The following is a 12,920-nucleotide window of genomic DNA, read 5'->3' on the forward strand; positions in this document are numbered from 1 at the left end:
GCCCTAGTCCCGCCGGGCGGCGGGACTAGGGCAGGCTACCCGCGCCGTGCCGCTCAGCGGCCGCGCAGCCGCCGTACGAGGATGCTCGCGTCGCCCCGGGACTCCAGGTCGGCCAGGACCACCGCCACCGCCTCGCGGACGATGCGGCCGCGGTCGACGGCGAGGCCGTGTTCGCCTCTCAGGACGAGCCGGGCGTGTTCGAGGTCCATCAGCTCCTCGGCGGAGACGTAGACCGTGATCTTCTCGTCGTGGCGTTCCCGGCCGCTGGGGCGGCGGTTCGCGCCGCGTCCGCCGCCGCGCCTGCGCTGCTGCTGGACCGCCGGGGGCTGCTCGGCCGGGGCGGCGGAGGGCGCGGGGCGCTCGCCGGAGGCGGCCTTGGCGGACGGGGAACGCTCCCCCTCGCCGCCGCGGCCGCGCGTGTCGCCGCCGTCGTCACCGGCCGCGGTGTGCTCCTCACGGTCGGCGGGCGGGGCCTGGCCGGAGGGGTCGCTCTCCCCGGCGGGCGCGGGCACCCGCGGCTCGCCGTTCGCCTTGCGCCGCCGTTCCGCCGGCGAGGACGGCTGGAGGCCCATCCCGCCTCCGGTGGTACGGAACAGTTCGTCGGCCCCCGGCAGACTCACTCGGCGTGACACCGGGCGAGCACCTCCCTGGCGAGCTGGCGATAGGCGGCTGCGCCGACCGAGTTGGAGGCGTAGGTGGTGATGGGCTCACCGGCGACCGTGGTCTCCGGGAAGCGGACCGTGCGGCCGATGACCGTGTGGTAGACGTGCTCGTCGAAGGCCTCGACGACGCGCGCCAGGACCTCGCGGCTGTGCACCGTACGGGAGTCGTACATGGTGGCGAGGATGCCGTCGAGCTCCAGCTCCGGGTTGAGCCGCTCCTGGACCTTCTCGATGGTCTCGGTGAGCAGCGCCACCCCGCGCAGGGCGAAGAACTCGCACTCGAGCGGCACTATGACCTTGTGAGCGGCCGTCAGGGCGTTCACGGTGAGCAGGCCGAGGGAGGGCTGACAGTCGATCACGATGTAGTCGTAGTCGGCCATCAGCGGCTTCAGCGCGCGCTGGAGCGTGGACTCGCGGGCCACCTCGCTGACGAGCTGCACCTCGGCCGCGGAGAGGTCGATGTTGCTGGGCAGCAGGTCCATGTTGGGGACCGCGGTCTTGAGCAGGACGTCGTCGGCCGTCATGCCCCGCTCCATGAGCAGGTTGTAGACGGTGAGGTCCAGCTCCATCGGGTTGACGCCGAGGCCGACGGAGAGCGCGCCCTGCGGGTCGAAGTCGACGAGCAGGACCCGGCGTCCGTACTCCGCGAGCGCGGCGCCCAGGTTGATGGTCGACGTGGTCTTGCCGACGCCGCCCTTCTGGTTGCACATCGCGATGATCTTCGCGGGGCCGTGGTCGGTCAGGGGACCCGGGATCGGGAAGTACGGCAGGGGCCGTCCGGTCGGGCCGATGCGCTCGCGGCGCTGACGCGCGGCGTCGGGCGCGAGGGTGGCCGCGTACTCCGGATCGGGCTCGTACTCGGCGTCGGGGTCGTAGAAGTGCCCCTCGGGCACCTCGGCGAAGTCGGCGAAGCGGTCGGTGTCCCGGCTGCTCTCGTTGCCGGCCGTGGCGTTCACGTGTAGGCCGTCCATCATCTGGGGGGCTGTCGTCATGTGCTGTTGGGTGGCGAAGGTGCGGACAGCGACGGAGCCGACAGCTTCGAGCCCGATCGGGCTCAGACCCCGTGCAGGCATCCCTGGTTGACCACCCCCGGGAGTAATTGTCGACTCATTCACAAGTCGTCTTACCTCCTTGGACGTGACCAGGAAACTTATCGATAGGTCAGCGTGGCACCATGCCGACGATTGGCGACTCTATGGCGTGTCACCGGTCCGCAGCAACACAATCCGCCGGACCCGGCCCGATGTGTCGGCAATCGAACACCCCGCTGTCAAGGGTGCACAGCGACCAAGCCGCACATTTCACCGCAGCACGAAACGGGTAAAGGGTTACGTTCGGCACGAGTTGCGCAAGGGCCTCACAGGGCCCGATACACGTCCGGCCGGACCTTGCTCGGCAAGGTCCGGCCGGACGCGCGATGTTGACGGAGGAGGTTGACCCGTCAGCCGAGGAGCGTGCTCAGCTCGACGTGCGGGAGACCGTGCGCTTCGGCCACCTCGCGGTAAACCACCTGGCCCTCATGGGTGTTGAGGCCCTTGGCGAGTGCGGCGTCGCGGCGCAGGGCGTCGGCCCAGCCGCGGTTCGCGAGCTCCACGATGTAGGGCAGCGTCGCGTTGGTGAGCGCGTAGGTGGAGGTGTGGGGCACCGCGCCGGGCATGTTGGCGACGCAGTAGAAGACCGAGTCGTGGACCTGGAAGGTCGGCTCGGCGTGGGTCGTCGGACGCGAGTCCTCGAAGCAGCCACCCTGGTCGATTGCAATGTCGACAAGTACACTTCCGGGCTTCATCTTGGCGACGAGCTCGTTGGTGACCAGCTTCGGGGCCTTGGCTCCGGGGATCAGCACGGCGCCGATGACGAGGTCGGCCTCGACGACGGCCTTCTCCAGTTCGAAGGCGTTGGAGACGACGGTCTGCACCTTGGTGCCGAAGATCTTGTCGGCCTCGCGCAGCTTGTTGATGTCGCGGTCGAGCAGCGTGACGTGGAAGCCGAGGCCCACGGCGATCTGTGTGGCGTTCCAGCCGGAGACGCCACCGCCGATGACGACGGCCTTGCCCGCCGCGGTGCCGGGGACGCCGCCGGGCAGCACGCCGCGGCCGCCGACGGAGCGCATCAGGTGGTACGCGCCGACCTGCGGGGCGAGGCGGCCCGCGACCTCGGACATCGGGGCGAGCAGCGGGAGGGCGCGGTTCGCGGTCTCGACCGTCTCGTAGGCGATGGCGGTGGTGCCGGAGGCCAGCAGCGCGTCGGTGCACTCACGGGAGGCGGCGAGGTGCAGGTACGTGAAGAGGGTCTGGTCCTTGCGGAGGCGGTGGTACTCCTCGGCGACCGGCTCCTTGACCTTCAGCAGCAGGTCGGCGGCGGCCCAGACCTCGTCGGCGGTGGGGAGGATCCGCGCGCCGGCGGCGACGTACTCCTCGTCCGGGATGGACGAGCCGGCACCGGCGTCGTGCTCGATGACGACCTGGTGGCCGTGGCGGACGAGCTCATGCACTCCGGCAGGGGTGATCGCCACCCGGAACTCGTTGTTCTTGACTTCGCGGGGGATGCCGACCTTCACGTCGATCACGGTCCTTGGCTCGGAGGGTCATCCGGGCAGAACGGTGCACACCCGGACATATACAGCATAAATGGAGACGCCACGGAGGAACGCGGCAGAGCCAGTCTAATGAAGGACTTCGCGCTGTCTAGCCTTACAAAGCATTAACTTTCTGTCGAAGCACTACGGATTTCGTAGGCAGGAGCCTCCTCTCCCAGCAATCTATCGGCCGCGTTCCGGTGCAACCCGGCCGCCGCGGGGTCCCCGAGCCGGTCCAGCGTGTCGGCCAGCCGCAGCTGGAGCGCCGCCTGAAGCCGCACATCACCGGCGCGCCGGGCCAGGTCGACGGCCTCCCGGCAGGTCTGGCGCGAGTCGTGCGGCCGGCCCGCGTACTCCTGGACCCGGGCCGCCTCGCTGAGCGCCCGCGCCTGGGCCGCCGGATCGCCGAGCCTGCGGTGGCCCGCGGCGGCGGCCCGCCAGTTCCGCAGCGCCTCGCCGTAGCGCCCGGCGTACGAGTGGACCGCCCCGAGCCGCCCGTACAGCCGGGCCTCGTCGGCGCGCTCCCCCTGGGTCAGCCGCTGGGCGAGCGCCCGGCCGTACCAGTCGGCGGCCCGGTGGTAGTCCCCCAGCTCCTCGTACGCGCCGCCTACGGATTCCATCGCGCGGCCGGTGGCGTACAGGTCCTTCGCCGCCTTTCCGGCGTCCAGCGCGGCCCGGTAGCGGGTCAGCGCGTCCCGGGTGCGGCCGGTGCGGGCGTCCAGGTCCGCGAGGTTCAGCAGGGCGGCCGCCTGCTCGCGGGGCAGCTCGCGGCGGAGCGCCACGTCCAGGACGAGTCCATGCAGCCCGTACAGCTCGGAGGCGGCCTCCTCCGTCCCCCGGTGCGCGGCCAGCGCCCGCACCAGGGCCGCCACCAGCCGCCGCGCCAGGGTGTCGAGCTCGCCGTCCGCCACGGCGAGCCGGGCCGATGCGAGCAGGGCGGGCTGGCGGACCCGCAGCCACGCACCCGCCTCGTCCGCGTTCGGGAAGCGCAGCGAGCGGGGCAGGCCGGCGAGCTTGCGGCGGGCGGCGGAGCTCTCCGGCTCGGTGACCGCCCGGCAGGACTGGAGCCGGCGCACGGTCCGCTCCAGCATCCGGGCGCGGGCGAGCTGGATCTCGGCCGGCCGGTCCCGGTCCTCCAGAAGGGCCAGCAGCATCGGGGCGAGGCAGCCGGGCACCGCGTACTGGGGGTGGGCCGCGCCGTCCGTCCGCAGCAGCCCGAGCTTCACGAAGTCGTCGAGGGTGGAGCGGGCGGCGGAGACCGAGCAGCCGGCCAGCGCGGAGGCCGTGTGGGCGTCGGCGAGCCCGGCGGGGGCGAGGGCCAGCAGACGCAGTATCCGGGCGGCGGTCGTCGGCAGGGAGTCGTGGACGAGCCGGAACGCGCGGGCCAGCGGGCGGGCGCCGGTGGGCAGTTGATCGCCGGGGTCGGGGAGCTCGTGCAACTGCTTGGCGACGTCGGCGACCGAGGCCATGGGGTGCGCGGCGAGCAGGCCGCCCATCAGGGTGAGCGCCGCGGGCTGGCCCCCGCACTCCTCGGCCAGCCTCTCCGCCGTGCGGGGGTCGACGGTGATGCGGACCTGTCCGATGACGCGGGCGAGCAGCCGCACCGCCGCGCCCGCCTCCAGTCCGCCGAGGGTGCAGGGCCGTACGTCGGGGATGCCGGTCAGCGGTCCGGTCGCGGTGGCGAGGACCAGGCAGTCCGGGTTCTCCGGGAGCAGCGGGTCGACCTGTTCGGCGTCGGCCGCGTCGTCGAGCACCAGGACGAGCCGGCGTACGGCGAGGGCCTCGCGGACCATCTCGGACAGCTCGTCCTGGTCGGCGCCGGGCGGGACCGCCACCCCGAGGAGGCCGAGGATCTCGCCCGCGGTGCGTTCGGTGGGGACGCTCCCGCCGCCGGGGTCGGTGAGGCCGACCCGGAGCACCCCGTCGGGGTAGTCGCCGGAGCCCGTACCGGGAACGGCCCAGGGCAGTGCGCCCGTGGCGGTCGTGGCAGCCCCGGCGGCGTCGGTTCCGGTGAGCGCTCCGGCCAGCTCCTCGGCGAGCGCGCTGCGGCCGGAGCCGGGCCGTCCCGCGATGAGCAGGACCCGGGCGCGGGGGGTCTTGCGGCCGGCCAGGGTGTCGAGTCCGGCGCGCTCGATGTCCGCCCGCAGGGCCTTCAACTCACGTTCGCGGCCGAAGAATCGGGACGGGGCGGCGCCGGACGGCTCCTCGGTCCCCGGGGCCTTTGCCGGGCCGCTGGTGTCCACCGCCTGATCGGTCACGAGCCACGCTCCACTTCGCTGCACGCGGTGCCCGCCGGAACTCCGGTCGGGTGCGTTTCGAGCGTAGTTCAGCGGTGACGACGATCACTGCGGAGTGGGGCCGAGCACGGGGAACATCCCCCGATCGGATCAGCATTTCTTCACTTTTTACGATCGCCAGGTGTGGTGATCGTCCGATCGGGGGCGCGATGCGCGGCGGCAGACGGACCGTCAGGCTGTCGGGCCGTCAGGCCTCGAAGGGCCGGGCCGGCCAGGGCGCTTCGGCGGGGCGCAGGGAGTCGACGCCGTCGCCCGCGCGTACGGCGGAGAGCGCGAGCACCCCGACGACCAGGCAGTTGTTGTGGACGTCCCCCGCGATCACCGAGCGGACCAGCTCGGGCAGCGGCACCCGGGCGTGCTCCATGTCGGCCTCCTCCTCGGAGACCGCGTACCGCTCGCCCTCCGCCTCCGAGAGATCGCGGGCGAGGAAGACGCGCACCGCCTCGTCGCAGCCGCCGGGCGTGGTGTAGACGTCGGTCAGCACCCGCCAGTCCTCGGCCTTGACGTGCGCCTCCTCGTACAGCTCGCGCTGCGCGGCGTGCAGGGGGTTCTCGCCGGGGACGTCGAGCAGTCCGGCCGGGATCTCCCAGAGCCGGTGGCGCACCGGGTGGCGGTACTGACGCAGCACGATGACCCGGTCGTCGTCGTCCAGCGCGAGGACGGCGACGGAGCCGGGGTGGACCTGGTAGTCACGGCCGTGGACGGACCCGTCGGGCATCACCACCTGGTCGGTGCGGACGCTGGTCTTGTTGCCGGTGAAGGGGGTCGCGGTCGCGGTGACCTGCCACTCCTCGGGCTTGTCCTGGATACCCATGTACGTCCACGTCCTCCCACGAACCAACGGAAACCGGGGTACCGATCCGCGCAGGATCCGTACCCCGGTCAACCGTAGTGCCTCGGCGTTACGCGTCCGCGCCCTTCGCGGCGGCGACCTGGCGCGCGACGGCGGCCTTCACCAGACCCGCGAAGAGCGGGTGCGGGCGGGTCGGGCGGGAGCGCAGCTCCGGGTGCGCCTGGGTGGCGACCAGATAGGGGTGCGTCTCGCGCGGGTACTCGACGTACTCGACGAGCTTGTTGTCCGGGGAGGTGCCGGAGAAGACCAGTCCGGCCTTCTTCTCCAGCTCGGCCCGGTAGCTGTTGTTGACCTCGTAGCGGTGGCGGTGGCGCTCCTCCACGTACGGCTGGCCGTCGTAGGCCTCGCGGACGAGGGAGCCCTCGGCGAGCTTGGCCGGGTAGAGGCCGAGCCGCATGGTGCCGCCCAGGTCGCCCGCGCCCTCGACGTAGGCGAGCTGCTCCTCCATCGTCGAGATGACGGGGTGGGAGGTGGCGGCGTCGAACTCGGTGGAGTTGGCGTCGGGGATCTCCGCGAGCGAGCGGGCCGCCTCGATCACGATGCACTGGAGGCCGAGGCAGAGGCCGAGCAGCGGGACCTTGTTCTCGCGGGCGTAGCGGATGGCGCCGACCTTGCCGTCGACCCCGCGCTCGCCGAAGCCGCCCGGGATACAGACCGCGTCGACGTCGCCGAGGTGCTCGGCGGCGCCCGCCGCGGTCCGGCAGTCGTCGGAGGTGACCCACTTGACCTTGACCCGGGCCTTGTTGGCGAAGCCGCCGGCGCGGATCGCCTCGGTGACCGAGAGATAGGCGTCGGGCAGGTCGATGTACTTGCCGACCAGCGCGACGGTGACCTCGTGGTCGGGGTTGTGGACCCGGTCCAGCAGGTCGTCCCAGGTGGTCCAGTCGACGTCCCGGAACGGCAGGTCGAGCTTGCGCACGACGTAGGCGTCCAGACCCTCGGTGTGCAGCACCTTGGGGATGTCGTAGATCGACCGGGCGTCCGGGCAGGCCACCACGGCGGTCTCGTCGACGTCGCACATCAGCGAGATCTTGCGCTTGATGGCGGTGGGGACCTCGCGGTCGGCGCGCAGCACGATGGCGTCCGGCTGGATGCCGATGTTGCGCAGCGCGGCCACCGAGTGCTGGGTGGGCTTGGTCTTCAGCTCGCCGGAGGGGCCGATGTAGGGCAGCAGCGAGATGTGGACGACGAAGACGTTGTCCCGGCCGACCTCGTGGCGGACCTGCCGGACGGTCTCCAGGAACGGCAGCGACTCGATGTCGCCGACCGTGCCGCCGACCTCGGTGATGACGACGTCCACGTCCTCGGCGGCCATGCGGCGGATGCGGTGCTTGATCTCGTTGGTGATGTGCGGGATGACCTGGACGGTGTCGCCCAGGTACTCGCCGCGCCGCTCCTTGGCGATGACCTGCGAGTAGACCTGGCCGGTCGTCACGTTGGCGGAGCCGTCGAGGTCGACGTCGAGGAAGCGCTCGTAGTGGCCGATGTCCAGGTCGGTCTCGGCGCCGTCGTTGGTGACGAACACCTCACCGTGCTGGAAGGGGTTCATCGTGCCCGGGTCGACGTTGAGGTAGGGGTCGAGCTTCTGCATGGTGACCCGCAGGCCCCGCGCCTTGAGCAGGGCACCCAGGCTGGAGGCAGTCAGACCCTTGCCGAGGGAGGAGGCGACACCCCCGGTGACGAAGATGTGCTTGGTCGTCGTGGATGTGGGCTGCATAGCCAAAGGGGGCTCCCGTGGTCGCGGTTCTGAGGTGCGTACCGGCGGCCGAACCGGAGATTCCGGGGGCGCCGTCGCTGCGGTTCGGGGGCCTCGTGCGCTGTCGCGAACGACCACCGGTCCACGGGCTACCAGGGTAACAGCGACGGCGGGAGGCTGCTTCCGGCCACACCCTGCACACGGGCGTCACACCATCACCCCAGCCACTTCACGTCCCACCCGATCAGCTCAGAGATGTTGCGGAGACCGTCGCGCGGATCTTCGTGGTGCGTCGTATCCTGCTCAAACACTCGCTGCCGAGACAGCCGGGCGGCGGCGCCACCCAGGCCGCCCGCCCGGTACAGGACTCGTCGGATCTTCCCGGGTGAAAGACCCTACGACCCCCTTGACCCGCAGTAAGCGCCCTTTGACGGGGCGACATGGCCGTTCGACTGGAGACGCACGTGGCCGGGCGCATCGAGGATTACGCACTCATCGGAGACATGCAGACCGCCGCCCTGGTCTGCCGGGACGGCACAGCGGACTGGCTGTGCCTGCCCCGCTTCGACTCGCACGCCGTGTTCGCGGGGCTTCTGGGCACCGAGGAACACGGCTTCTGGCGCCTGGGCCCCGCGAGAGCGGAAGGAACAGAACCAGCCTTCGCCGACCGGCGGCGCTATCGCGGTGACTCCCTCGTCCTGGAATCGGAGTGGGACACACCGCGCGGCACCGTACGGGTAACCGATTTCATGCCCCCGCGTGACGGCGCGCCGCAGCTCATCCGGATCGTGGAGGGCGTCAGCGGCCGGGTGCCGATGCGCTCGGAACTGCGGATGCGTTTCAGCTACGGCCGGGTGACGCCCTGGGTGCACAAGGTCGACAACCGCACGGTCGCCGTCGCCGGGCCGGACTCCGTCTGGCTGGACACCGAGGCGGACACGTACGGCAAGAACCTGACCACCTACTCCGACTTCACCGTCGGACCCGGCGACCGGGTGGCGTTCACGATCAGCTGGCAGCCCTCGCACCACGGGCCGCCCGCCCTCCCCGACCCCGAGGGGTCCCTGGAGGCGACCGAGCTGTTCTGGCGCGAATGGGTCGATCAGTGTACGTACCACGGGCCCTATCGGGAGGCGGTCGTCCGCTCCCTGATCACGCTGAAGGCCCTCACGTACGCGCCGACCGGCGGCATCGTCGCGGCCCCGACGACCTCGCTGCCCGAGGAGATCGGGGGCGTACGGAACTGGGACTACCGCTACACCTGGCTGCGGGACGCCGCGATCACCCTCTCCTCGCTGCTGCGCACCGGATACCGGGAGGAGGCCCGCGCCTGGCGCGAGTGGCTGCTGCGGGCGGTGGCGGGCGACCCGGAGAACCTCCAGATCATGTACGGCATCGCCGGGGAGCGCGAGCTCGGCGAGGCGGAGCTGGACTGGCTGCCCGGTTACGAGAACTCCGGTCCGGTCCGGGTCGGCAACGGCGCGGCCAACCAGCTCCAGCTCGATGTGTACGGCGAGGTCACCGAGGCGCTGCACCTGGCGCACATGACGGGGCTGACCCGCAACGACTACGCCATGGGCCTCCAGCTCAAGCTGATCGAGTATCTGGAGAAGCACTGGGAGGAGCCCGACGAGGGCATCTGGGAGGTGCGCGGCCCGCGCCGGCACTTCGTGCACTCGAAGGTGATGGCGTGGGTCGCGGTCGACCGGACGATCAAGCTGGTCGAGTCCGGGGACGTCGAAGGTCCGCTGGAGCGGTGGTACCAGCTCCGCGACGACATCCACCGCGATGTCTGCGAGCGCGGCTACGACAAGGAGCGCAACACCTTCACCCAGTCCTACGGGTCGAAGGAGCTGGACGCCTCCCTGCTCCTCATCCCGCAGATGGGCTTCCTGCCGCCGGACGACAAGCGGGTCATCGGCACGATCGAGGCGATCCAGCGGGAGCTGTCCACGGAGGACGGCTTCATCCTGCGCTACCCGACGGAGGGCGAGAACGCGGGCGTCGACGGTCTGGCGGGCGACGAGGGCGCCTTCCTGGCCTGCTCGTTCTGGATGGCCGACGACCTCGCGATGATCGGCCGGGTCGACGAGGCGCGCCAGCTGTTCGAGAAGCTGCTGTCGCTCCGCAACGACCTCGGCCTGCTGGCCGAGGAGTGGGACTCCAACCTCCAGCGCCAGGTGGGGAACTTCCCGCAGGCGTTCAGCCATGTCCCGCTGATCGACACGGCTCTGCGGCTGACGGCGAGCGGCGCGTACGTCGGCTGAGCCGCCGACGGTGAGGACGGCCGCCCCGGGCTCTCCGGGGCGGCCGTCGCGCGTCGTCAGGGAGCGGTGAGCGGTTCGGCCTCGTACGCCCGGTGCAGGAGTTCCAGGAACGGCGGGGCGGCCGGCAGCTCGGCCGCGCCGATCCGGTGGACGGCCACGCCCGGCGTCCAGGAGTTCATGACGACCGCTCCGGCGAGGGCGGGCAGGTCGTCGGGGGTGATCGCGACGGTCCGCTGTCCGACCCCGAGCCGGTCCAGCTGCCGGCGGACGATGCCCATGGTCGTCCCGGTCAGCAGGCCGGCCCGGGGCCACAGCACCGACGCGCCGTCCCAGAAGGCCAGGTTCCAGATCGTCGCCTCGCTGAACCGGCCCTCCCCGTCCAGGAACGCGGCATCGTCGAAGCCGTCGGCGACGGCCCCGCGGAGCAGCTGCGTCTTGGCCGGCTCGCCGACGTGCTTGATGTGCGGCTGGAACCGGTCGTGGCGGACGGCCGCCAGGGCGAGCGGTCCGGCGGGCCCGGACGACGCCGGGCCGGTGCGCACGAGGAGCGCGGGTTCGGCGTCGGCCGCGGTGAACTCGCCCGCCGGGGAGTACACCGTGGCCGTCAGCGAGAGATCGGCGGGTCCGTCGCGGAGCGCCGTACGCAGACGCGAGCGCACGACGTCCTCGGGCAGAGCCCGGCCGAACAGCTCCGCGGAAGCGGACCTGAGCCGCTCCAGGTGGAGATCGAGGCCGCGGACCCGGCCGCCCGTGACCTGTACGGCGGTGAAGTGGGCGTGGCCCGCGAAGGCGAGCGGCGCGAGGTCGCCGGTGGTGGCCGTCCGGCCGTTCAGCTGCACGATGTACGGGGAATCCTGGTTCATGGTCCGGACGTTAGGGCCTGACACCGGTGACAAGGTCAAGAGGGAACGGGGCACGGGCACATGCTGATCGGGGAGTTGTCCCGGCGGACGGGCGTCAGCGCGCGGTCGCTGCGGTACTACGAGGCGCAGGGGCTGTTGTCGGCCGGGCGGGGTGCGAACGGCTACCGCGACTACGGCGAGGAGGCCGTGGTGACCGTCACGCAGATCCGGGCGCTGCTGCGGGCGGGCCTGTCGACCGAGGTGATCGCCCAGGTGCTGCCGTGTGCCCGGGGCGAGGGGCCCGCGTTCGACTGGTGCGCGGAGCTGCGGGAGATCCTCGGCGGGGAGCTGGCGGTGATGGACGACCGGATCGAGGAGCTGCGGCTGAGCCGGGGCACGCTCGCGGGGTTGCTGACGAAACCCTGACCGGCCCGGTGCGGCGGCGCGTCCGCGCTGCTCCCCTGCGATGCGCGCCCCGGCCCCCGGGCGGTAGCGTCCTGAACAGGACGGCCGCCCGATCGACGGGCGGGGCACAAGGGAAGCGGGCCGGTACGTGGAGAGCCACAGCGGAATCACCGTGCAGCGGGCGCTGGAGCTGCCGGGGCTGCGCGCCGGGCTCCCGGAGGTGGTGGCCGGCGCCGACCGGCTGAACCGTACGGTGCGCTGGGTGCACGCGGGAGAGGTCCCGAACATCGCCTCCCTCCTCAAGGGCGGCGAGCTGCTCCTGACCACCGGTCTGGGACTGGGCGCCCGCCCCGCCGAACAGCGCGCCTTCGTCCGCCGCCTCGCCGACCGGGGCATCGCGGCCCTGGTGGTGGAGCTCGGCCCGCGCTTCGGCCGGCTGCCCGCCTCCATCGTGGACGCCGCCCGCACGGCCGGGCTCCCGCTGGTCCAGCTGCACCGCGAGGTGCCGTTCGTCGCGGTGACCGAGGAGGTGCACACCGAGATCGTCAACGGGCACTACGCGCTGCTCCAGCAGGCGGAGGAGGTGCACCGGCGCGCCACCCGGGCGCTGCTCGACGGCGGCGGGGTGCCGCAGGTCCTCGGGATCCTCGCCGACTTCACCGCCAACCCGGTCTTCCTGGAGACGCCCGACGGCCGGCTCCTCTACGCGGCGTCCACCGGCACCGGCCCGGTGGGCGCGGACCCACTCCAGGTGTGGGAGGGCATGCGCGGCGACCGGGCGGCCCGGGAGAGCCCCCCGGCCGGTGCGGTGCTGGTGGACGTGCCCGGCGGCGGGCCCGAGACCGGTGCGGTACGGGCCCGGCTGGTGCTGCTCGCCGTGGCCGGACCGCTGGCGACCGTGCACCGGATGGCGGCGGAGCGCGCGGCGGGCCTCCTCGCCGTCGTGCTGATGCAGGCCCGGCAGGAGGAGGAGCTGGCGGCCCGGGGCCGCGGCGACTTCCTCACCGACCTCGCGGAGGGCCGGATCGCCCCGGAGGACGCCCCCGCCCAGGCCCGGGTGCTCGGCTTCCGGCCCGGCGACACCCCCCTGCTCCCGGTGGTGATGCGGCTGGCCCCCGAGCTGTCCCCGTCGGGCAACTGGGCGGTGCTGGCCCGTGCGGTCCTGGAGGAGCTGGCCTCGGTCGGGGTACCGGTGCTGCTCGGCGTGCGGCCCGTGGAGGGGCGGGTTCCGCTGCTGGTGGGGCTGCGTTCGGAGGGCGAGCGCACCGCGGTCGCGGACCGGGTGGCGGCGGCGGCCGAGTCGGTCGCCATGTACCGCTGGGC

General features: G+C 72.3%; 10 protein-coding genes. 3 read left to right on the forward strand and 7 right to left on the reverse strand.

Going from position 1 to position 12,920, the window contains the following annotated elements; translation table 11 throughout:
• Window positions 1-53: 53 nt before the first annotated feature.
• The 6 genes from HET64_RS28610 to HET64_RS28635 form a co-directional block, all read right to left on the reverse strand.
• Window positions 54-620, reverse strand: a complete 567-nt coding sequence (locus HET64_RS28610) for a hypothetical protein (protein WP_215110054.1) — start codon at window positions 618-620, stop codon at window positions 54-56.
• Window positions 617-1,735: a ParA family protein gene (locus HET64_RS28615; protein ID WP_007448578.1), complete on the reverse strand. Its 1,119-nt coding sequence runs from the start codon at window positions 1,733-1,735 to the stop codon at window positions 617-619. The genes HET64_RS28610 and HET64_RS28615 overlap by 4 nt, the downstream gene beginning before the upstream one ends.
• A 368-nt stretch (window positions 1,736-2,103) precedes the next feature.
• The gene (gene ald / locus HET64_RS28620) at window positions 2,104-3,219 is read right to left on the reverse strand and encodes an alanine dehydrogenase (protein ID WP_215110055.1); all 1,116 of its coding nucleotides are present in this window, start codon (window positions 3,217-3,219) and stop codon (window positions 2,104-2,106) included.
• 143 nt (window positions 3,220-3,362) lie between these two features.
• A complete protein-coding gene (locus HET64_RS28625; protein WP_215110048.1) occupies window positions 3,363-5,495 on the reverse strand; it encodes an ATP-binding protein in 2,133 nt (710 codons plus the stop codon).
• Between the two features lie 226 nt (window positions 5,496-5,721).
• The gene (locus HET64_RS28630; protein WP_215110049.1) at window positions 5,722-6,348 is read right to left on the reverse strand and encodes an NUDIX hydrolase; all 627 of its coding nucleotides are present in this window, start codon (window positions 6,346-6,348) and stop codon (window positions 5,722-5,724) included.
• 88 nt (window positions 6,349-6,436) lie between these two features.
• Window positions 6,437-8,104 (reverse strand): CTP synthase, encoded by a 1,668-nt coding sequence (locus HET64_RS28635; RefSeq protein WP_215110050.1) that lies wholly within the window; start codon window positions 8,102-8,104, stop codon window positions 6,437-6,439.
• A gap of 443 nt (window positions 8,105-8,547) precedes the next feature.
• Between HET64_RS28635 and HET64_RS28640 the strand changes: the two genes are divergently transcribed.
• Window positions 8,548-10,350, forward strand: coding sequence for a glycoside hydrolase family 15 protein (locus HET64_RS28640; protein WP_215110056.1), 1,803 nt, complete (start codon window positions 8,548-8,550; stop codon window positions 10,348-10,350).
• A gap of 56 nt (window positions 10,351-10,406) precedes the next feature.
• Here HET64_RS28640 and HET64_RS28645 read toward each other — a convergent pair whose 3' ends face one another.
• Complete coding sequence (locus HET64_RS28645; RefSeq protein WP_215110051.1) at window positions 10,407-11,213, reverse strand: aminotransferase class IV family protein; 807 nt, start codon at window positions 11,211-11,213, stop codon at window positions 10,407-10,409.
• A gap of 60 nt (window positions 11,214-11,273) precedes the next feature.
• Between HET64_RS28645 and HET64_RS28650 the strand changes: the two genes are divergently transcribed.
• Both HET64_RS28650 and HET64_RS28655 read left to right on the forward strand, forming a co-directional pair.
• Window positions 11,274-11,618, forward strand: a complete 345-nt coding sequence (locus HET64_RS28650) for a MerR family transcriptional regulator (RefSeq protein WP_215110052.1) — start codon at window positions 11,274-11,276, stop codon at window positions 11,616-11,618.
• Between the two features lie 127 nt (window positions 11,619-11,745).
• The coding region (locus HET64_RS28655) for a PucR family transcriptional regulator ligand-binding domain-containing protein (RefSeq protein WP_215110053.1) at window positions 11,746-12,920 on the forward strand (1,175 nt) is incomplete at its 3' end.

It is taken from the genome of Streptomyces sp. McG3, assembly GCF_018619185.1.
Classification (GTDB): Bacteria; Actinomycetota; Actinomycetes; order Streptomycetales; family Streptomycetaceae; genus Streptomyces.